Origin of the sequence: Negadavirga shengliensis (assembly GCF_042652345.1) — a bacterium.
In the GTDB taxonomy this organism is placed as follows: domain Bacteria; phylum Bacteroidota; class Bacteroidia; order Cytophagales; family Cyclobacteriaceae; genus Negadavirga; species Negadavirga shengliensis.
In genome coordinates, this window is sequence record NZ_JBHSJJ010000008.1 from 78,415 (window position 1) to 97,188 (window position 18,774).

The following is an 18,774-nucleotide window of genomic DNA, read 5'->3' on the forward strand; positions in this document are numbered from 1 at the left end:
ATTTTTAGGAATTTGATAAACATAAGTGAATTGCCAAATACCAACCCCTATGAAAGCAGTCGTATTGGACAGCCAACATCCCGATAAAATCCGTTTGGCAGCCATGAATCTCCCTACCTTGGGAGTCAACGAAGCAAAAATCAAGATTCATGCCGCCGCTTTGAATCATAGAGACCAGTGGTGCAGGGAAGGAAAATACCCTAATCTCACAGATGCAGTGGTATTAGGATCGGATGGCGCAGGGGTAGTGATAGCTGTGGGGAATGAAGTTGACAGTTCCTGGATTGGGAAGGAGGTCATCATTAACCCGGCCATACATTGGGGAAATAATTCCCGGGTTCAGGACCGCAATTTTAGAATTCTGGGCATGCCGGACCACGGGACTTTTGCGGAGTACCTTCATGTGGATGCCGACAGATTGCATACCAAGCCTGAGCATTTGGATTTTGAAAGAGCGGCTGCTTTGCCGCTGGCCGGACTGACGGCTTATCGGGCGCTGGTGTATCATGGAAAGGTAAAAAAAGGTGATAAAGTGTTGATCACGGGATATGGCGGAGGCGTGGCACAGATGGCCGTTCAGTTTGCGGTGGCTATGGGTGCCGAAGTCTATGTGAACAGCGGCGAAAAATCAAAAATCGATAAAGCCATTGCCATGGGAGTGAAGGCGGGTTTTGACTATCAGGAGGCATCATGGCCAAAGCAAGCTTTGGATATGAGTGGCGGTTTTGATTTAATAGTGGACAGCGCGATGGGAGATACCCTTTCAAATTTGCTGGACGTGGTGAGGCCGGGGGGCAGCATCGTTTTTTACGGAGCTACTTTGGGCAACCCTTCCCAACTCAATGCCAGGAAGGTTTTTTGGAACCAGATCAGGATACAGGGATCAACGATGGGCAGTGATCAGGATTTTTCTGATATGCTTCTGTTCGTGAACGGCAAAAAAATAGTTCCACAGATAGACAGTGTCAGACCCCTTGAAAATGCCTTGGAGGCCTTTGAAAAGATGGCATCCGGAAATCAAATGGGCAAATTGGTATTAAAGGTATAGAGGTCATTTCCCCGGCATAACGGTTTGGATTTTACTCGTTTTCCAACTGAAAGTTGAGATAAGCGTTGTCAAGTTCCTTTTTGGCATGCTGGTTGTTTTGTCTTTTTGCCAACGCAAGGCCTTCAAGGTAGAGCTTGTTTGCCAGAGATATATTGCCTTCCGAGGCATAAAACGCTGCTGCATGATAATAGGTGGGAAGATAATTTTTATGTTCCTCCAATAGTTTGTTAAAATAAAAAGATGCCTTTTCTTTGTCCTGATTTTGATATTCCAGAGCAAGGGCGTAAATATTGAACGGGTTTTCCGGTTCTTCTTCAGCAAATTGCAGAAGTTCGCGGATTCGGTCCATATTGTTCATGGTCTTTTTTTTAAATAAAAGGTGTATTCATTAAATTGACTAATTTAGCAAAAATTGAAATAAAAGTTTATGAAAATACTTGTTTGTATAACGCATGTTCCTGATACCACTTCCAGGATTCAGTTTACGGATAACAATACCAAGCTGGATAAATCCGGCGTGCAGTTCATCATAGGCCCCTACGATGATTACGCGTTGGCCAGAGCTGTCGAACTTAAAGAACAGAGTGGCGGCAGCATTACTGTTTTGAATGTGGGGGAGGCGGAGAGCGAACCCACTTTGAGGAAGGCACTTGCTATCGGTGCCGATGAAGCCATTAGGATCAATGCTTTTCCAAAGGATGCTTTTTTTGTGGCCTCGCAGATTGCCCATTATGCGAAAGAAGGGAATTATGATTTGATCATGATGGGAAGAGAATCCATTGATTTCAATGGGGGCATGGTGCACGGAATGGTGGGTGAATTGCTGGAAATTCCGTCCATCTCACCGGTGATGAAACTTGACATTGAGAACAATGTGGGTAAGATGGCAAGAGAGATAGAAGGAGGTAAGGAATATATTGAAGTGGCCTTGCCGTTCATAGCAGGCTGTCAGGAACCCATAGCGGAGTGGAAAATTCCTAATATGCGGGGTATCATGTCGGCAAGGACCAAACCTTTAAATACCGTGGAGCCTGTCACCGATGAGGTCAACACCGATGTCAGGGAATATGCGCTGCCTCCCGCTAAAGGCGCCGTAAAATTAGTAGACAAAGACAAGGTGGAGGAATTGGTGCAGTTACTTAAGAATGAGGCAAAAGTACTTTAAACCGGGTTTAACCTAAATAAAACAGAAGTTATGTCAATATTGGTATATATAGAACATGATGAGGGGACAGTCAAAAAATCTTCTCTGGAGGCGATATCTTATGCTCATCAACTCGCTCAAAATCAGGGGGAGGGCGATGTTGCAGTCATTGCTTTGGGTTCGGTTAATGAAAGTGAATGGAGTGCTGTGGGTGCTGCAGGAGCTTCTAGGATATTCCATGTAACCGATCCACGGTTGAATGCGGGGATCATTCAGGCCCATGCGACGGTTGTAGCACAGGCCTTTGAAAAATCCGGGGCACAGATAGTGGTGTTGGCCAAATCTTCCCTGGGAGATGCTGTTGCATCCCGGCTGTCCGTTAAGCTCGAAGCAGGTTTGGTTTCTAACGTGGTCTCGTTGCCGGATACCTCTGATGGTTTCAAAGTCAGGAGGAGCATCTATACCGGCAAGGCCTTTGCCGATACAGCCATCACAACAGAAAGGAAAATACTTGCGATTAAAAAGAATACCGTTGAAATCAAAACCGATGGGGCAGCGCCCAATGTTGAACCTTTTGATGTAGATATTCCTGAAAATGATTTTGCAGCCAAAATAACAGGAACCGACAAGGCGGAAGGGGATGTTTTACTGCCCGAGGCCGATATAGTGGTGTCAGGTGGCAGAGGACTAAAAGGTCCGGAGAACTGGGGGATTTTAGAAGAACTTGCCAAGTCCCTTGGAGCTGCGGTTGGATGTTCCAAGCCAGTTTCCGATATGGGATGGAGACCGCATCATGAACATGTGGGGCAGACCGGGGTGAAGATTTCACCGACTTTGTACATAGCCATTGGAATATCCGGAGCAATTCAGCATCTTGCAGGTGTCAATTCATCGAAGTATATTGTAGTCATAAACAAGGATTCGGAAGCGCCTTTCTTCAAGGCAGCGGACTATGGAATTGTAGGAGATGCTTTTGAAGTGGTGCCTAAGTTAACTGAAGCAATAAAAGCCATAAAATAACAGCCCGTGGACAATACTGTTGAGTTAGAAATATTAGGTTTGTCATCCAACCATTCGCAGTCTGGTTCATTTACGCTGGTCTTGGGTGAATTAGAAGGCAGAAGGAGGTTGCCAATCGTTATTGGTATGTTTGAAGCCCAGGCGATAGCGATTGAGATTGAGAAGATTATCCCAAACAGGCCGATGACCCATGACCTCTTTAAATCTTTTTCCTCTAATTTTGATTTTACCATCGAGCATGTTCTTATTTCGGATATGAGGGAAGGCGTTTTTTATGCAAAGATAGTTTGCCAGGGGGCCTTTAAAAAAGTTGAAATCGATGCCAGGCCTTCTGACGCCATTGCCATCGCGGTCAGGTTCGATGCACCCATCTACTGTGCCAAGTCGGTAATGTCAGAGGCGGCTATTGAATTTACGGAAGAGGATGAAAAGCGGGAACAAGAGGCCGCCGGACCCAAATCCCCGCCAAGCGGCCAGGGGGAAAAGAAAAAATCCTCCGATGCTTCGCTGAAAGATTTCAGCCTGGAAAAGCTTAATCAGATGCTCCAAAAAGCGATCAATAATGAGGATTATGAAAGGGCTGCCAGATTAAGGGATGAAATCAATCGCAGAAACTAAAATAAAGCCCGGTATGAAGTTGCCGGGCTGTTTTTATAGGCTACCCTTTGCCACTATTGGAGGCCTGGAACATACAAAAAATCAGGCAGCTTGAAATTTAACCCTGAACTTGTAGATGGAGTACTTTAGAGGCCTGCTTGGTATTTTGGTGCTGCTGTTGGTGGCTACCCTGTTCTCAGCCAACAGAAAGCAGGTGGATTGGCGATTGGTGGCAATAGGTGTGGCCTTGCAGGCATTGTTCGGTATTTTGATTACCAAGGTCGATGTGGTGGCCAGGGTTTTTACTGCCATAAGCGCCATCTTTGTAAGGTTTTTGGGGTTTTCCCAAGACGGGGCGGTTTTCCTTTTTGGGGACTTAGCCACCAATTCTTTTGGATTTATTTTTGCTTTTCAGGTACTTCCCACTATAATATTTTTTTCGACGGTATCCGCGGGCCTTTACTATTTAGGGATCTTACAGAAAGTGGTGTATGCCATTGCTTGGGTGATGTCCAGGACCATGCGGCTTTCGGGGGCAGAAAGCCTTTCGGCTGCGGGAAATATCTTCCTGGGTCAGACAGAAGCCCCTCTTTTGGTCAGGCCTTTTATTCCCACCATGTCGCGGTCCGAACTGATGTGCCTCATGACTGGCGGGATGGCCACCATAGCAGGGGGTGTTTTGGCGGGATATGTGGCTTTTTTGGGAGGAGATGACCCCGTACAGAAGACCAGGTTTGCCACTTATCTGCTCGGCGCCAGCATAATGAATGCCCCGGCGGCCATTGTCATGTCAAAGATTATCATCCCGGAAACAGACAGGTCCGCCATTAATGAAAACCTGGAGATCAGTGGGGAAATCCAGGACGTGAACCTCATTGACGCCATGGCCAGGGGGGCTTCAGAAGGGCTGAAACTGGCGCTGAATGTAGGGGCAATGCTATTGGCTTTTATCGCAGTCATAGCGGCCATTAACTATATATTGTCAGAAGTGATCGGAGATCCTACCGGCATAAATCTCGTAATAGCGAAGGCTACCGAGGGGCAATTTTCAGGCCTTTCTTTGGAGTATATTTTGGGGCAGATTTTCAGGGTGTTTGCCTGGGTCATAGGGGTCGAATGGGGAGACACTTTGTCCGTAGGCTCCCTTTTAGGCCAAAAGACAGTCATCAATGAATTTGTAGCGTATCTCGGATTGGCTGAAATGAAGGAAGCCGGTGGGTTGACAGAAAAATCCATCATCATCGCTACATATGCGCTTTGTGGGTTTTCCAATTTCAGCTCCATCGCCATCCAGGTGGGAGGGATAGGAAGTATCGCACCCGGTCAACAGGGAAATCTCTCCAGGCTCGGGATGAGGGCTTTGTTGGCCGCCACGCTTGCCTGTCTGATGACGGCGACTATTGCCGGGGCTTTATTCTGATGGGTTTCCGTTAATCATTGATAATGATTTTCTCGATTTTGTCCCCCTGACGGATCTGGTCCAAGACCTCCAAACCATCGGTGACTTTTCCAAAACAGGTATGGTTTCTGTCCAGGTGTTGGGTATTGGTCCGGTTATGGCAAATGAAAAACTGCGAGCCTCCTGTGTTTCTGCCTGCGTGAGCCATGGACAGAACCCCCCGGTCGTGGTATTGGTTTTCTCCTTCCAGTTCGCAGTCTATCGTATAACCGGGTCCTCCCGCTCCGTTGCCTATTGGGCAGCCGCCCTGAATCACAAAGTTTGGGATGACCCGATGGAAAGTCAGTCCATCATAAAACCCTTCTTTGGAAAGCTTGACAAAGTTGGCCACAGTGTTAGGCGCATCTTTTTCATAAAAGTCCACGGTCATGATGCCTTTTTCGGTGTGTATTTCTCCTGTTTTCATATAATTATAATTTGTTTTACATGGTCATATGGAATGGCCTGATAGCCTTCCGAAAAGCAAGGGGTTTCATTTCCAATTTATTCATTTTCGTCAGACTGAGCGCCACCGCTCATGGCCATTTCATGCTTACTTTATTGATTTTTTTGCAATAATACAGAAATAATTGTAGTATCATTGCAATATGAGCAATTGTATGAGGTATAGCGTTCATACTCATGCGCTCTAGGTTTTTTAAGGGAAGCTAAAGGATCCATCAAAATAAATAAGCCTGGTATTGGAAAAAGATGATAAGTTTTTGGGCAAACGCAATGCCCCGGAAGAAATCATGGAAATGGAAGGCCCAGAGTTGTTCGGCCACCCTAAGGGGTTGATGACGCTTTTTTTTACGGAAATGTGGGAAAGGTTCAGTTACTATGGCATGCGGGCGTTGCTGATACTTTTCATGACAGCCCCGGCAACGGCGGGAGGGCTGGGGTTTGATGACCGCTCTTCAGGAGCAATTTATGGCCTTTATAGTATGGCGGTATATTTACTGGCGCTTCCCGGTGGATGGTTGGCCGATAGGCTGCTGGGGCTCAAAAAATCGATTTGGTACGGCGGGATCATCATTACCTTGGGCCATTTCACCATGGCCTTGCCAGGTTTGGTCGGTTGGTTGGTCAAAGAAGCCGACCTGCGGTCGGCACCTACCGGTCTGGATTTGCAGACGTTTTTTCTCGGCCTGGTATTGATCGTGATCGGTACAGGCATGCTGAAACCCAACATCAGTTCTATTGTGGGGCAATTGTACCCGGAAAACAGTTCCAAGCGGGATGCTGGCTTTTCCATTTTCTATATGGGAATCAATCTCGGTGCTTTTATGGCTCCCATAGCCTGTAGCACTTTAGCGGTATATGACTGGCATTTAGGGTTCGGTCTTGCGGGATTCGGCATGTTGATGGGACTGGTACAATACCGGCTTACGGGGAAATACCTCGACCGCTTAGGTGAGGCTCCAGTCCCCCGAGGTAAGGAGGAACAGGATAAGCGGAAAAGGCTTATCCGGGTCACCATAGGAGTAGGGACCGTCGTGGCATTGGTCATCTTGCTTTTTTTTCTCGGCATTTTTTCCGTCAATGCCTCCGCAGTAGCGGCTTTAGCCAACACAGTGATAGCTTTGGTGGCGTTGTTGTTTTTCCTCTATGTCCTGTTTTTTGGCGGACTTAATGGAGAAGAAAAAAAGAAGGTGCTGGTGATTGCCATTTTGTTTTCATTTTCCGCCATTTTCTGGTCTGGCTTTGAACAGGCAGGATCTTCTCTGAACCTATTTGCGGAAAGGTTTACCAACCGTCATGTGTTTGGATGGGAGATACCCACGGGCTATTTTCAATCCATCAACAGCATTTTTATCATCATATTTGCCCCTTTATTTGGAGCGATGTGGGTATGGTTGGGAAGGAGAAACCTGGAACCCAGTTCACCCCTTAAATTTGCCATTGGCCTGCTCTTGCTTGGAATAGGGTTTTTGATCATGTATTTTGCAGCTAAAATAGCCGCCGGTGGGGGAGTGGCCGCCCCAACTTGGTTGGTAGTGACGTATCTGTTTCACACATTTGGTGAGCTGAGCCTTAGCCCGGTGGGGCTCAGTCTGACCACCAAGCTTGCCCCGAAAAAGTTTGCCGGACAGATGATGGGAATGTGGTTTTTTTCCATAGCGTTAGGAAATCTAGTGGCTGGAAGGATAGCCGGAGAGGCGAGCGGGGGAACGGCAGACGCGTTGCAGCAGATGCCTGACCGGTATGCACTCATTGTTTACACTACAATGGGGGCCGGTGCCGTTTTATTATTGCTGTCAAAGCCCATCCGGTCCCTGATGGGCAACGTAAAATAAAAGCCGGCTAAGAACCGGCTCAATATAAACTTAGAAGGGAATGAAATGTTCAGGTTTTCGTCAACCTTCTTTGGAACCCTTTTTAAATACTGTCTTGCGGAAATCTATGGCAGAAATCCCAGCTCCTAAACCGACAAGTATACAAACAATAAGCCAAAATAATTGGGCTCCTGAAGCTATTGGCGAACTGAAAATTTCTAGTAGCATATGTTTTTGTTTTTTTATTTATCAAATTTTTTCGCAAGATAATATAGAATGCTGTTTTTGCAAAATGACCAATAAAAAAGCAGTACAACTTTAAGAAAGAAATACTGCTTTTTTGATTGAAGGAGTTGTATTTTAAAAGGCCGGCCATAGGCTAAAATAAGGAGCAATGGGCGTTAAGCGCTTACGGCCTCAATAGTCCCGGTCGTCCTCATCTTCTTCACCCTCATCTTCGAAGTCATCTTCGTCAAACTCATCGGAATCCTCGAAGTCATCCTCCTCGAAATCCCTGAAAACATCATCTTCAAGGCCCGTATCTTCATCCTCGTCAAAGATTTCATCACTGAATTCATCGGCAAATTCGTCTTCGAAATCATCCAGATCGTCGTCGTAGTCGTCATCAAAGTCCTCTATCATAGGAGCTAAAATTAGTGAGTTGTTAATTTAACCTTTGTCTTCGCTAATTAATAAAAAATTACTAATTAACTCAATATGCAGGGAGCATTTATTTTTTCGGAGGCTACGGGTTGCCCTGTAAAGGCATTTTTGGACCAATCTTCCTCCAGTAGGTCTATCCAGCATTCCAGATAGGCAATAACATCTGATCTGTCATTGTATTTGACGTTTCCCCTCTTCCCGAGGGGGAGCAAAGCCAGGACGCAGGGATCGGACAATCTTTCCAAATGCTTCAAATCATCAATGTCCAGGCCTGTTTCCAGGAGCTTGGAGATAAGCAGGTCCATGGGGTATCCGCTTGTGGGACAATAATCCCTCAGTTGTTCGCTCCAGTCCCCGTGGCCTTGCATGGCATAACGGTGGATATCCCCCTTACTTAATTGGCTGATTTCCTGCGCAAGGTTGCCGCAGTTACAGGCCCCCATGTGGCCCCATTGGTAAGAAGCTCCGTTTTTTAGCTTTAGAACAGTTTTCTTAAGGGCTTTGATAAGGACGGGATTCGCTTTTGCCATGGCCTTTCCGCTTTTTTGATGACAACAGTATAAAACAAAAGAAGCATTTATAAAAGGAAAGAGCTAAAAATAAAATTCAAGCCTGTCTTTCTTCTCCAAAGATCATATTCACATAATGTTTGATAAGGGGTTTGGAAAGAAATTTTTTTACTTGGTCATACTGATTCGCCCTGTTGATGTCTCTCTGGTCGATCGAGCTACTCAGTATATATATCTCCGGTTCCCTGTTTTTGGGACAAAACCTTTCCAAAAAATCCCACCCGGACATGTCCGGCATATTCAGATCAACAAACAGATACTGGGGTTTTATATTCTTTATATCCCTCAAAGCATCCAGTGCATTGTCAAAGCTGAAGATCTTACAAGGCATCCGGACGTTTTTGTGTATCAGCTTCTCTGTTACAAAAATGCTGATGGGATCATCATCTATGAGGACTATTTTAACCATCGAAATACAAAAACATGTTTTTAAAAAGCAATTAAATTTATACAAAAGTACGTAATAGTTTTTAATAAACTACCGGTACCTTTATATTTTTCACCTAAAAAAGGGCTTATCTCTCAGAAAGATGAAACTCCCGCATTAAAGTTGATTTTTCAATGAAACAGGTAAGGTTTTTAAATTGGATAACTAATACTACTTTTACCCGGGAATATTACGATTTAGCTTTTCTATGGACCGACCGGATTTTGATGACATATTTATGGAACTGGCCGTGAATTTGGCCAAAAGATCCCATTGTATAAAAAAACATGTGGGCGCTGTACTCACCAAGGAAACCAGGATCATTTCAATTGGTTACAACGGCCCTCCTTCCGGTACACATAACTGTGATGAGGAATTTCCGGAAACGGGCTGTAGCCGGGACAGTAAGGGTAGCTGCTCCCTGGCTTTACATGCTGAGCAAAACGCGATACTTTATGCGGTCAAAAATAAAGCTTCGGTAGAGGGGTCTACCCTGTATGTGACCCTCGCCCCATGTCTGCCTTGCGCCAGGATCATTTATTCCATGGGGATTCATAAAGTAATGTACATGTACTCCTATGCGGAATATAAAGGTCTTACTGAAGATGAGGGGATAACATTTCTCAGAAAATTCGGTATCTCCGTTGAAAAATACAGCAAAAGGCTCATCATAGACGATCCACTGATTTAAATCACATTTACTTCACGCTCGAGGTGAATGCCGAATTTTTGGGAGATGTCTTCCTGTATCATCTTGCTCAGGTCCAGGATGTCTTTTCCTTCAGCCGCCCCAAAATTCACCAGTACCAGTGGCTGACGGTGATGGACGCCTGCTTGGCCAAAACGTTTGCCTTTCCAGCCGGCCTGATCTATGAGCCATGCCGCCGGGATTTTTACTCCGTTTGCTGTAGTATATCCAGGTATATCAGGAAACCTGCGCTTCAGCCGGTCAAATGTTTCTTGGGATAGGGTTGGGTTTTTGAAAAAACTTCCAGCATTGCCGATCGCTTTGGGATCGGGGAGTTTTTTTTGTCGGATACGAATGACGGCTTCGCTGATGGATTGAATGTCGGGCGCATAGCCGAGTTCCTCCAGGGTTTTTTGGACATCCCCATAACTGGTATTGAAATGGTGTTGCTTGTTAAGTTTCAGTACCACATAGCTGATGATGTATTTGTCTTTAAGATGGTTTTTAAAAATGCTTTCCCTGTACCCAAAGCAACAGGCTTCATTATCAAATGTTTCTGTTTGTAAAGTCTCCCTGTTTACGGCTGTCAGGTGATCAAACACTTCCCTGATCTCTACACCATAAGCACCTATGTTTTGCATGGGAGAGGCTCCTACAGTGCCGGGAATCCACGAGAGGTTTTCGATCCCTGACCATCCTTTTTTTATAGCATGGTCCACAAGGTCCTGCCAGACGACCCCGGCCCCTGCTTTAAGCCAGACATGTTCCCCGGATTCCCGGCTAATGGAAATCCCCTGGATGTTCACCTTTAAAACCACCGCTTCCAAGTCATGCGTGAACAACACGTTACTTCCTCCGCCGAGAACAAACAGAGGGAGCTTTTGGGTCCGGGACCAGGTGATGGCTTCCCGGATGTCTTGTATTTCCTTGGCCTGTATGAAAAAATGTGCCTTTTTGTCTATTCCAAAAGTATTGTATTCCTTTAATGAAACGTTTTCTAGTATCTTCATAATTAGTTAATATTATGCGAAATAATAAATTATTTGGGCAATTAGAAAACGAATTCCCCATCAAACAGATAAACAGCTAACCTTTTTCTTTAACTATGAGGGAAATGATCATCAATGGTGTCAGGATAAGACCCGGCCAGTCGCTTAACCTGGAGATCGCCATTGCCAGGTTACCTACCCATACACTCATTGATTTGCCGGTATTTATAAGGAGTGCCAAATTGCCGGGCCCCTCAGTATTAATCAGCGGTGGTGTTCACGGGGATGAAATCAATGGGATAGTTGCAGTAAAACAGATGCTGGAAGATGGGCTGTTTGTGCCCATCAAAGGGACATTGATTTTTATTCCCCTGGTAAATGTATACGGTTTTCTCAGTAATTCCAGAACCTTTCCAGACGGAAGGGACCTCAACAGGAGTTTTCCGGGAAGCAACAAGGGTTCGCTGGCGTCTCAGATAGCTTATATTCTGACGCATCAGATCATCCCTCAGATAGATTATGGTATAGATTTTCATACAGGAGGGCGTATGCTTTCCAACTTTCCCCAAGTGCGGGTAGATTTCAGAGATAAAAAGGGATTGAGGCTTGCAGAGGCCTTTGGGGCGCATTTTACGGTCAATTCCCCTCCTATTGACAAATCTTTCCGCAAGGAAGCCTACAAAATGAAAAAACACATTCTCGTTTATGAGGGAGGGGAATCGATGCGTTTGGACGACAGGGTTATTTCGGAAGGCATTGCCGGGACACGCAGAATGCTTACGCATCTTGGCATGATTGATGGGGAAGTTTCGGAAAGCAGGACCATGAAATTAAGGGAGAGTTCTTGGACCCGGGCAAAAGTATCGGGTATATTCACTCCCAATGTATCCCAGGGAGAAGAGGTGAGGAAAGGTCAGGTTATGGCCAGGATAACAGATCCTTACGGGCAAGTTAAGGTTCCGGTAAAAAGCTCTGTCAATGGTTTTGTAATTGGTATTAACAACCAGCCTGTAATCAACGCAGGCGATGCCTTAATTCATATAGGAAAGATGTAATCATTTTAAAATGGATCGATCAACCGCTATTCAACCAGCAACCGTTTCCCAATTGGGTCTTCTATTTCAGGGGGTAAGGGAAAAAACCCTGGCATTGTGCCAAAATCTGGAAATTGAGGATTTTGGTCTTCAGGCAGCCGTGGAAGTCAGTCCCGTAAAATGGCATTTGGCCCACACTACCTGGTTTTTTGAGACTTTTTTACTTAAAAAATACCACAACGGATACAAAGAATTCCACCCGCAATTTAACTATTTGTTCAATAGTTACTACAATAAGGTAGGAGAGCGGGTGCCCCGTGACCAGCGTGGCTTGATCAGTCGGCCTACCGTTGATGAAGTACTGGCTTACCGGTCTCATGTCGACACACATATGCAGCAATTTCTGAGCCGTTCCGATATCGAGGAGTTCAGGCCGCTGCTCGAATTGGGCATAAGTCATGAACAACAGCATCAGGAACTGGTGCTCACAGACCTGAAATATAACCTCTTTCATAACCCTCTCTACCCCCGGATATTGGACATTGGGGAATATCCCATAGAAAAAGAAGGGGGTTGGCATCCAATCGAAGAGGGTTTATATGAAATAGGTTATGAAGGGGACGGTTTTTGTTTTGACAATGAACTAGGGAGGCACAGAACATATTTGCATCCTTGCGAAATCAGCACCAGGCTGGTGACGAATGGTGAATACCTGCAGTTTATCTTAGCCGGTGGATACCGGAAAAGTGAATTTTGGCACTCCGACGGATGGGCATGGATAAACGCAAATCAAATCAAAGCCCCTTTGTATTGGATACCGGATGGGCAGGGAGCCTACAGGGTTTATACCTTGGATGGTATGACGGATTTGGATTTAGCGGCACCTGTTGCACATATTTCTTTTTACGAAGCAGCGGCCTTTGCAGAGTGGTCCGGATATCGTCTGCCCACCGAATATGAGTGGGAAGCCGCCTGCCATCATTTTGATTGGGGTAAGCGATGGGAGTGGACAAATTCTGCCTATCTGCCTTATCCGGGATTCAAGAAGCCCTCAGGGGCCATCGGCGAATACAATGGCAAATTTATGATAAACCAGATGGTGCTCAGGGGAGCATCTGTGACTACCTCAGAAGGTCATTCCCGGTACAGTTACCGCAATTTCTTTGGTCCGGAATCAAGATGGCAGTTTACCGGAATCCGGCTTGCAAGATCCTAATATTTTATCCCTACAACTTTTATGAAGACAGACTATATCTATCAATCCGCTTTTGCAAAAGACGTGGCAAAAGGCTTGACAGCACATCCCAAACATATCCCTTCCAGGTACTTCTATGATGAATATGGGGATCTGCTTTTTCAGCAGATCATGAAAATACCCGAGTATTATCTTACCCGGTCAGAATTCAGCATCTTAGAGACCGACCGGGAAAAAATCCTGAAACCCATAGTGGATTTGGGACAAAAGTTCAATTTAATAGAGTTGGGGGTTGGGGACGGATTTAAAAGCAAGCTGCTGCTCTCTTACCTCTATCAGCAGCATATCCCTTTTACCTATTATCCCAACGATATTTCTTCCAATGTTTTGGATTTATTATCGGAGACCTTGAAGAAAGAATTTCCGGATTTGTCTTTTCGCCTTATCGCCGAAAATTATTTTGAGGCCTTAAAGAAGAACGCATGGCGGAACGATCAGCCCAGCTTGATGATCTTCCTTGGCTCCAACGTTGGCAATTATACAGAGAATGAGACCAAGTCCCTTTTGGACTCTATTTCTGCCTCACTTGAGTCCGGTGACCAGTTACTCCTGGGTTTTGATTTGAAAAAAGACCCGGCAGTTATTTTGAGGGCCTATAATGATGAAGGCGGAGTGACAAAGGCTTTTAACCTGAATTTATTGAAAAGGATCAATAGGGAGTTGGGTGCTGATTTTGACCTGGATGCGTTCAGGCACTGGCCGGTATATGATCCCGTTACAGGGACCTGCAAAAGCCACCTTGTCAGTTTGAAGGAACAGCGGGTGTTCGTCGAACAACTGGGTATGGAAGTCTCTTTTGAAATGGCAGAGCCCATTTTTACCGAAATTTCCCAAAAATACAGCGTGTCGGACGTAAGTGAATTGGTGGAAAAGGCCGGGTTTGAAGTCATAGAGGTCTTTATGGATGATAAAAGGTATTTTGCAGACATGCTTTGTCGCAAGATAGTATAGGGAGAGCTGTGAACATTTGTTTTCGGTCCTTTTTTTAAAGGTTGGCTTATCCGGGGAAAGTTTCCATGGTCTTCAGGCCATTTGAATCAATACGGGCACGCCGGAAGATGGAGACCGGACTTTTTAATAGGAGGATGGGGCAACACATTTTCTATGGTACCGCGGTCACTGCAAAAAAAGAAGGAGAGGTTTGGGTAAGAGATTGAATGCATTTCATCTCTTGCCCCCCTCTCGCGGATTGCAAGAACTTCATACCGGAAATCATGTTTTCGCTCCATTCCCTGATGTGCGAAAAAATAATACGAAGAATTAAAGCTTCAGGACCAAACCGAGATTAAGGTATGAGACTCCATAGCCCAGCTCCGAAAAGACTCCCAGATTGGGAGCAAAATAGTACCGTCCCCCAACATACAAGGTGAACCCGGTGGTATTACCGAAATTGCCTGAATTCATGTTTCCACCGGTAGAGTCCTTGTAGGTATAATTGAGGATGTTTGCCGACAGCATCAATCCGCCGTAAACATCGATGTTGTCATTTTCAAGCCCTTGATAATGATAAGCACTTCTCAGTCCTACAATGGTATATTTCCAACTGGCAGAAGAGGTGAAGCCGGTTGATTCATGGCGCCAATTATAACTTTTGTAACCCAGATACCCTCCGAGGCTGATGACCCCGGGTCCGCCAACTTCCCATACGCCCTGTTCATACTGCACACTCAATGCAGGTAGCTGTGAAGAATACGAAAAGCTGCCCAGAGAACTGCCTATGCCTATTCCGGCGCTGAGCACCTTTGTCCCTTTATCGAAGGCTTGGGACCTTGATTCCAGTGGCGATAGTACAAATCCCCAAATTATGGCGATTGCTACTGTAAGAATTTTTTTGTTGGTTGTAAAACTTTTCATTTTTTTGCTTTTTTTAAAATATTATTTCTGAAATTAGAGTAGACATATAATAAAGTAAAGGGAGATTGATTGAATGTGGGGGATTATTTATTAATTGCAGGTAACTGTTTAGTATCCGGAAGAATAAGGGCTTCTCCAGGTCATTCTGATGAAAAAATCATTGATAATGTTGTTATGGCTATCGCCATTGCTCGGTTTCTCCCAAAGCAGCCAATTGGATTCCCTATTGGGTGAGGCTTCCCGGAACGCCGCGAGGGATACTGTTCAGCTCACCCTTTTGAACGAGATTGCCTATGCTTACCATCCCATCAATCCGGATTCGGGTGTACTTTATGCTGAAAAGGCCCTTGACCTGGCTCGTGATCTAGCTCATGACCGGTTTTTGGGCGTAGCTTACAGTCATCTGGGAACAAATTACTGGGCTAAAGGAAAGGACTCTTTGGCTTTGAAAGCTTATCAAAAATCCCTGGAAATCCATGGGGCTGCAAAAAACCCCGTGGGCATGGCCAGGGCATTGAGCAACCTGGCATTGGTCCATTATAACCTTTCCGATTTTCCAACGGCTATAGCAAAGCATGATGAAGCCATTCAGCTGTTCAGGGATTTAAACCACCTCCCCGGTCAATATTACAATTACAGCAACATGGGAGTGGTATACCTGGCGCTTGCGGATTATACCAAAGCCTTGGAAACCTTTTTGGAAGCTGCCAGACTTGCCGCTGAAGACGACAGCGTGGTGAAAGGCAACCTCGCCACCAATATAGGACTGGTGTATAAAAATATCGGCCAGCTGGATGACGCGCTAAATTCCCATCTGGAGGCGCTCGCCGTTTATACTGCCTTGGACAACAGGCAGGGGATGGCCAACGCCATGGGAAATCTGGGGGCGATTTATGATATGAAAGAGCAGCATGACCAAGCAATGGCCTATTTTGTTCAGGCCTTGGAAATCAATGAAGCTATAGGGAATGACCGGCGGGTGGCCAGCGATTATACCAATATGGGGGAAGTTTTCAGGAAACAGGGACTTTATGCCAAGGCTTTCGATCATTTTGAAAAAGCCAGAATCCTGTATGAAGGTAGCCATGATTTGCAAAACAGGAGCAGAAATTACCTTCAGATAGCGGCTTTGTTGGAAGAAATGTCCCCGGGCGAGCTTGCTGCTTTGGGCATTTCCCCCGCAGAGGTGCCGCAAATTGTGTTGGAATGGAGGCTTAAAAGCAAAGATACAGCGATCGAATCCGGCGCACTGGGCGTATTGGAGGATGTGTACAGAGATCTCAGCCTGTCTTTTGAAAGGCTGGGAGATTATGCGAAGGCATTATACTGGTACAAATCCCATGTGGAGATCAGCGACAGTATTATGAACGATACGAAGCGAAAAGAACTGATGCGCCAACAAGTGCAGTTCGGGTTTGAAAAAAAAGCGGCTCTGCTACAGGCCGAACATGAAAAGGAATTGGAAGTGGGGAAAGCAGAGACCCGGAGGCAGCAATGGCAGAAGAATATTTTCTTGGTAGGCTTCATAAGTGTTTTGTTCTTTTCCTGGGTGGCTTATGCGTTGTATAAGAAGAAGAGGGATGCCAAGGAACGGGAAAAAGAGGCGTCTTTGAAACAGCATATGGCAGAAACGGAGATGAAATGGCTAAAAGCACAGTTGGACCCGCACTTTATTTTTAATTCGTTAAATTCCATAAGTGATTTCATATTGAGAAATGATTCGATGACAGCGGATTATTATCTGGGAAAGTTTGCCAAGTTAATGCGGATGATCCTCGAAAAAAGTGGGGAAAAGGCCATCAGACTGAGTGAGGACCTCCAGATGTTGGAGCTTTACATGCAATTGGAATCCTTACGATTGAACAACAAGTTTACTTACAACATCAAGGTAGAGGAAGGATTGGACCCCGATCAGATCGAAGTACCGCCCCTTTTACTTCAACCTTATGTGGAGAACAGCATTTGGCATGGCCTGTCTGGGATGGAAGGGCCTGGTAAAATCCTGATATTGGTTTATAAGACGATAAACGGTATTTCCTGCTCGGTGGAGGACAATGGAGTGGGTAGAAAAGCCGGGATAAAACAGACAAAGCATCCGGGATGGCAATCCCGCGGGATGTCCCTTACCGCTGACAGATTGGCCATGTGGAACATCACCCAATCCAGAGAAGCCAGTGTCAGCCATATTGATTTGGAACATGGTTTCAAGGTAGAATTAAACCTTTCTAATTAGAAAAAATGATCAAGGCTATTCTGGTAGATGATGAGGCACATTGCCGGCTACGGTTTGAAAGATTATTGGAACATTATGCCAAAGACACGGTGACCTTATTGGGTTCGGCCGAAAGCGTAAAAGAGGCCGAGAGTTTGCTTCGCGAAAATCCACAGGTGGTGTTTCTGGATATCAAACTGGGCGCTGTTTCTGCATTTGACTGGTTGCTTTCCCTTCCGGTTGTACCTTTTGATGTCGTGTTTACCACAGCCCATAACCAATATGCGGTAGAAGCGTTTAAAGTTTCAGCGGTGGATTATCTGCTCAAACCGATAGAAGCGGAAGATCTCTTGCGTACGTTGGGTAAATTGGAAGAAAAAGCATCTATGGAACTACGGGCGGCAAAAATGGACACCCTTTTAACTCATCTTCAAAATAGATTTATAGGAAGAAAAAGAGTTTGTCTGCCTTCAAATGAAGGGCTTACTTTTATATTTGCCGATGAAATCACCCGGTTACAGGCCGACGTGAATTATTCCCACATCTTCCTGAAAAACCGGCAAAAGCTAACGGTGTCCAAAACCCTGAAAGAATTTGAGGAACAGTTGAAGGACTATGGGTTTTTCCGTGTCCATAATTCCCATTTGGTTAATTTGGATATAGTGAAACAGTACAGAAAGGGAAAAGGCGGCACGTTGGTACTGATGGACGGAACCGAGATAGAGGTCTCAACCAGAAAAAAAGAGAATCTGGTGAGACAATTAAAGGGCCGGTAAGGGATGCGTGTGATGGAAGAAAATTGATAAACCTATACAGCAGAGACGGAGATTTTCAATAAACAGAGAGGACAAACTATATATAGTAAGTAATGATCGCATTGGAAGAATTAAAAAGAAAGCTGCCTTTTTTTACGGATAACCATCTTTTGGAAGCGCTCGCGAAAGAGGGCATTTTGATGAAAATAGAACCGGGGCAATCCATCATGACCCCCGGTCAGTTCATTAAAACAGTCCCCATCGTTTTGGAGGGCGCCATCAAAATCCTCCGGATGGATGAAGATGGCAAAGAACTGTTTTTGTATTATTTGGAGCCGGGAGATACCTGTGCGCTTTCCCTGACCTGCTGCTCATCCTCAAAAACCAGTGAGATCAAGGCCCTTGCGGAAGAACCGACCCTTGTTTTAGCTGTTCCGGTGCAAATGCATGAAAAATGGACCGACGAATATAAACAGTGGAAAAATTACGTGGCCCAGACCTACCAACACCGGTTTCAGGAAATGTTGCATACCCTGGACGCGGTAGCATTCAAGAGAATGGACGAACGGCTGATGCGCTATATTGTCACCAAAATGAAGCAAGTCAAAGCCAATGAACTCCATATCACTCATCAGGAAATCGCCAACGAGCTGGGGACATCAAGAGAAGTGGTTTCACGGCTGCTCAAACAGCTGGAAAAAAAACGATGGATTGAGCTTGGGCGGAACATCATTTATATCAGGGATGATTTTGAAGAATTGATAAGCCGGTGATATTTACTGATAATCAGTGTGTTTTGTTTTTT

General features: G+C 45.3%; 21 protein-coding genes. 14 read left to right on the forward strand and 7 right to left on the reverse strand.

The genetic code is table 11. From position 1 onward, the window contains the following. Nucleotides 1–49 precede the first annotated feature (49 nt). Nucleotides 50–1,048 carry a quinone oxidoreductase family protein gene (locus ACFPFU_RS14830; RefSeq protein ID WP_377065556.1) on the forward strand — a complete coding sequence of 333 codons (999 nt, stop codon included), beginning with the start codon at nucleotides 50–52 and terminating at the stop codon, nucleotides 1,046–1,048. Between the two features lie 31 nt (nucleotides 1,049–1,079). Here ACFPFU_RS14830 and ACFPFU_RS14835 read toward each other — a convergent pair whose 3' ends face one another. Further along, nucleotides 1,080–1,397 carry a tetratricopeptide repeat protein gene (locus ACFPFU_RS14835; RefSeq protein WP_377065557.1) on the reverse strand — a complete coding sequence of 106 codons (318 nt, stop codon included), beginning with the start codon at nucleotides 1,395–1,397 and terminating at the stop codon, nucleotides 1,080–1,082. Nucleotides 1,398–1,475: 78 nt separating this feature from the next. On the opposite strand from ACFPFU_RS14835, the gene ACFPFU_RS14840 reads away from it, so the two are divergent. The 4 genes from ACFPFU_RS14840 to ACFPFU_RS14855 all read left to right on the forward strand — a co-directional run bounded on the left by ACFPFU_RS14840 (nucleotide 1,476) and on the right by ACFPFU_RS14855 (nucleotide 5,229). Continuing rightward, the gene (locus ACFPFU_RS14840) at nucleotides 1,476–2,213 is read left to right on the forward strand and encodes an electron transfer flavoprotein subunit beta/FixA family protein (RefSeq protein WP_377065558.1); all 738 of its coding nucleotides are present in this window, start codon (nucleotides 1,476–1,478) and stop codon (nucleotides 2,211–2,213) included. Between the two features lie 30 nt (nucleotides 2,214–2,243). Beyond that, nucleotides 2,244–3,212, forward strand: coding sequence for an electron transfer flavoprotein subunit alpha/FixB family protein (locus ACFPFU_RS14845; protein WP_377065559.1), 969 nt, complete (start codon nucleotides 2,244–2,246; stop codon nucleotides 3,210–3,212). Nucleotides 3,213–3,218: 6 nt separating this feature from the next. After that, nucleotides 3,219–3,830: a bifunctional nuclease family protein gene (locus tag ACFPFU_RS14850; RefSeq protein WP_377065560.1), complete on the forward strand. Its 612-nt coding sequence runs from the start codon at nucleotides 3,219–3,221 to the stop codon at nucleotides 3,828–3,830. A gap of 115 nt (nucleotides 3,831–3,945) precedes the next feature. Further along, nucleotides 3,946–5,229, forward strand: a complete 1,284-nt coding sequence (locus tag ACFPFU_RS14855) for a NupC/NupG family nucleoside CNT transporter (RefSeq protein ID WP_377065561.1) — start codon at nucleotides 3,946–3,948, stop codon at nucleotides 5,227–5,229. A 10-nt stretch (nucleotides 5,230–5,239) separates the two neighbouring features. Here ACFPFU_RS14855 and ACFPFU_RS14860 read toward each other — a convergent pair whose 3' ends face one another. Then, a complete protein-coding gene (locus ACFPFU_RS14860; protein ID WP_377065562.1) occupies nucleotides 5,240–5,674 on the reverse strand; it encodes a peptidylprolyl isomerase in 435 nt (144 codons plus the stop codon). A 325-nt stretch (nucleotides 5,675–5,999) separates the two neighbouring features. On the opposite strand from ACFPFU_RS14860, the gene ACFPFU_RS14865 reads away from it, so the two are divergent. After that, entirely contained in the window at nucleotides 6,000–7,544 is a 1,545-nt protein-coding gene (locus tag ACFPFU_RS14865; protein WP_377065714.1) for a peptide MFS transporter, read from the forward strand. A gap of 40 nt (nucleotides 7,545–7,584) precedes the next feature. After that, on the forward strand, nucleotides 7,585–7,845 hold the full coding sequence (locus tag ACFPFU_RS14870) for a hypothetical protein (protein WP_377065563.1): 261 nt from the start codon (nucleotides 7,585–7,587) through the stop codon (nucleotides 7,843–7,845). Between the two features lie 95 nt (nucleotides 7,846–7,940). On the opposite strand, the gene ACFPFU_RS14875 is transcribed toward ACFPFU_RS14870, so the two are convergent. The 3 genes from ACFPFU_RS14875 to ACFPFU_RS14885 form a co-directional block, all read right to left on the reverse strand. Then, nucleotides 7,941–8,165, reverse strand: coding sequence for a hypothetical protein (locus tag ACFPFU_RS14875; protein ID WP_377065564.1), 225 nt, complete (start codon nucleotides 8,163–8,165; stop codon nucleotides 7,941–7,943). 65 nt (nucleotides 8,166–8,230) lie between these two features. Further along, nucleotides 8,231–8,716, reverse strand: a complete 486-nt coding sequence (locus tag ACFPFU_RS14880; protein ID WP_377065565.1) for a hypothetical protein — start codon at nucleotides 8,714–8,716, stop codon at nucleotides 8,231–8,233. Between the two features lie 76 nt (nucleotides 8,717–8,792). Continuing rightward, entirely contained in the window at nucleotides 8,793–9,164 is a 372-nt protein-coding gene (locus ACFPFU_RS14885; RefSeq protein ID WP_377065566.1) for a response regulator, read from the reverse strand. Between the two features lie 226 nt (nucleotides 9,165–9,390). On the opposite strand from ACFPFU_RS14885, the gene ACFPFU_RS14890 reads away from it, so the two are divergent. Next, entirely contained in the window at nucleotides 9,391–9,873 is a 483-nt protein-coding gene (locus ACFPFU_RS14890) for a deoxycytidylate deaminase (RefSeq protein ID WP_377065567.1), read from the forward strand. Here the strand turns inward: ACFPFU_RS14890 and murB are convergent. Next, nucleotides 9,870–10,880 carry a UDP-N-acetylmuramate dehydrogenase gene (murB, locus tag ACFPFU_RS14895; protein WP_377065568.1) on the reverse strand — a complete coding sequence of 337 codons (1,011 nt, stop codon included), beginning with the start codon at nucleotides 10,878–10,880 and terminating at the stop codon, nucleotides 9,870–9,872. The two genes, ACFPFU_RS14890 and murB, sit on opposite strands and share 4 nt — an antisense overlap. A 95-nt stretch (nucleotides 10,881–10,975) precedes the next feature. Between murB and ACFPFU_RS14900 the strand changes: the two genes are divergently transcribed. The 3 genes from ACFPFU_RS14900 to egtD are packed head-to-tail and all read left to right on the forward strand — an operon-like array spanning nucleotide 10,976 to nucleotide 14,099. Then, complete coding sequence (locus tag ACFPFU_RS14900) at nucleotides 10,976–11,914, forward strand: succinylglutamate desuccinylase/aspartoacylase family protein (RefSeq protein ID WP_377065569.1); 939 nt, start codon at nucleotides 10,976–10,978, stop codon at nucleotides 11,912–11,914. A 10-nt stretch (nucleotides 11,915–11,924) separates the two neighbouring features. Beyond that, the gene (egtB, locus tag ACFPFU_RS14905; RefSeq protein WP_377065570.1) at nucleotides 11,925–13,109 is read left to right on the forward strand and encodes an ergothioneine biosynthesis protein EgtB; all 1,185 of its coding nucleotides are present in this window, start codon (nucleotides 11,925–11,927) and stop codon (nucleotides 13,107–13,109) included. A gap of 21 nt (nucleotides 13,110–13,130) precedes the next feature. Continuing rightward, nucleotides 13,131–14,099 (forward strand): L-histidine N(alpha)-methyltransferase, encoded by a 969-nt coding sequence (gene egtD, locus ACFPFU_RS14910; protein ID WP_377065571.1) that lies wholly within the window; start codon nucleotides 13,131–13,133, stop codon nucleotides 14,097–14,099. 309 nt (nucleotides 14,100–14,408) lie between these two features. Here the strand turns inward: egtD and ACFPFU_RS14915 are convergent, their stop codons facing one another. Further along, nucleotides 14,409–15,002 carry a hypothetical protein gene (locus ACFPFU_RS14915; RefSeq protein ID WP_377065572.1) on the reverse strand — a complete coding sequence of 198 codons (594 nt, stop codon included), beginning with the start codon at nucleotides 15,000–15,002 and terminating at the stop codon, nucleotides 14,409–14,411. A 166-nt stretch (nucleotides 15,003–15,168) separates the two neighbouring features. Between ACFPFU_RS14915 and ACFPFU_RS14920 the strand changes: the two genes are divergently transcribed. The 3 genes from ACFPFU_RS14920 to ACFPFU_RS14930 all read left to right on the forward strand — a co-directional run bounded on the left by ACFPFU_RS14920 (nucleotide 15,169) and on the right by ACFPFU_RS14930 (nucleotide 18,742). After that, nucleotides 15,169–17,235, forward strand: coding sequence for a tetratricopeptide repeat-containing sensor histidine kinase (locus ACFPFU_RS14920; RefSeq protein WP_377065573.1), 2,067 nt, complete (start codon nucleotides 15,169–15,171; stop codon nucleotides 17,233–17,235). 5 nt (nucleotides 17,236–17,240) lie between these two features. Continuing rightward, nucleotides 17,241–17,990, forward strand: coding sequence for a LytR/AlgR family response regulator transcription factor (locus ACFPFU_RS14925; RefSeq protein ID WP_377065574.1), 750 nt, complete (start codon nucleotides 17,241–17,243; stop codon nucleotides 17,988–17,990). Between the two features lie 95 nt (nucleotides 17,991–18,085). Beyond that, nucleotides 18,086–18,742 (forward strand): Crp/Fnr family transcriptional regulator, encoded by a 657-nt coding sequence (locus ACFPFU_RS14930; RefSeq protein WP_377065715.1) that lies wholly within the window; start codon nucleotides 18,086–18,088, stop codon nucleotides 18,740–18,742. Nucleotides 18,743–18,774 lie beyond the last annotated feature (32 nt).

What these genes read in the sequence shown, in the direction of transcription:
- ACFPFU_RS14830 (WP_377065556.1), top strand. Translation starts at nt 50, where the DNA reads ATGAAAGCAGTCGTATTGGACAGCCAACATCCCGATAAAATCCGTTTG.
- ACFPFU_RS14835 (WP_377065557.1), bottom strand. Translation starts at nt 1,397, where the DNA reads ATGGACCGAATCCGCGAACTTCTGCAATTTGCTGAAGAAGAACCGGAA.
- ACFPFU_RS14840 (WP_377065558.1), top strand. Translation starts at nt 1,476, where the DNA reads ATGAAAATACTTGTTTGTATAACGCATGTTCCTGATACCACTTCCAGG.
- ACFPFU_RS14845 (WP_377065559.1), top strand. Translation starts at nt 2,244, where the DNA reads ATGTCAATATTGGTATATATAGAACATGATGAGGGGACAGTCAAAAAA.
- ACFPFU_RS14855 (WP_377065561.1), top strand. Translation starts at nt 3,946, where the DNA reads ATGGAGTACTTTAGAGGCCTGCTTGGTATTTTGGTGCTGCTGTTGGTG.
- ACFPFU_RS14860 (WP_377065562.1), bottom strand. Translation starts at nt 5,674, where the DNA reads ATGAAAACAGGAGAAATACACACCGAAAAAGGCATCATGACCGTGGAC.
- ACFPFU_RS14865 (WP_377065714.1), top strand. Translation starts at nt 6,000, where the DNA reads ATGGAAATGGAAGGCCCAGAGTTGTTCGGCCACCCTAAGGGGTTGATG.
- ACFPFU_RS14870 (WP_377065563.1), top strand. Translation starts at nt 7,585, where the DNA reads ATGAAATGTTCAGGTTTTCGTCAACCTTCTTTGGAACCCTTTTTAAAT.
- ACFPFU_RS14875 (WP_377065564.1), bottom strand. Translation starts at nt 8,165, where the DNA reads ATGATAGAGGACTTTGATGACGACTACGACGACGATCTGGATGATTTC.
- ACFPFU_RS14880 (WP_377065565.1), bottom strand. Translation starts at nt 8,716, where the DNA reads ATGGCAAAAGCGAATCCCGTCCTTATCAAAGCCCTTAAGAAAACTGTT.
- ACFPFU_RS14885 (WP_377065566.1), bottom strand. Translation starts at nt 9,164, where the DNA reads ATGGTTAAAATAGTCCTCATAGATGATGATCCCATCAGCATTTTTGTA.
- ACFPFU_RS14890 (WP_377065567.1), top strand. Translation starts at nt 9,391, where the DNA reads ATGGACCGACCGGATTTTGATGACATATTTATGGAACTGGCCGTGAAT.
- murB (WP_377065568.1), bottom strand. Translation starts at nt 10,880, where the DNA reads ATGAAGATACTAGAAAACGTTTCATTAAAGGAATACAATACTTTTGGA.
- ACFPFU_RS14900 (WP_377065569.1), top strand. Translation starts at nt 10,976, where the DNA reads ATGAGGGAAATGATCATCAATGGTGTCAGGATAAGACCCGGCCAGTCG.
- egtB (WP_377065570.1), top strand. Translation starts at nt 11,925, where the DNA reads ATGGATCGATCAACCGCTATTCAACCAGCAACCGTTTCCCAATTGGGT.
- egtD (WP_377065571.1), top strand. Translation starts at nt 13,131, where the DNA reads ATGAAGACAGACTATATCTATCAATCCGCTTTTGCAAAAGACGTGGCA.
- ACFPFU_RS14915 (WP_377065572.1), bottom strand. Translation starts at nt 15,002, where the DNA reads ATGAAAAGTTTTACAACCAACAAAAAAATTCTTACAGTAGCAATCGCC.
- ACFPFU_RS14920 (WP_377065573.1), top strand. Translation starts at nt 15,169, where the DNA reads ATGTTGTTATGGCTATCGCCATTGCTCGGTTTCTCCCAAAGCAGCCAA.
- ACFPFU_RS14925 (WP_377065574.1), top strand. Translation starts at nt 17,241, where the DNA reads ATGATCAAGGCTATTCTGGTAGATGATGAGGCACATTGCCGGCTACGG.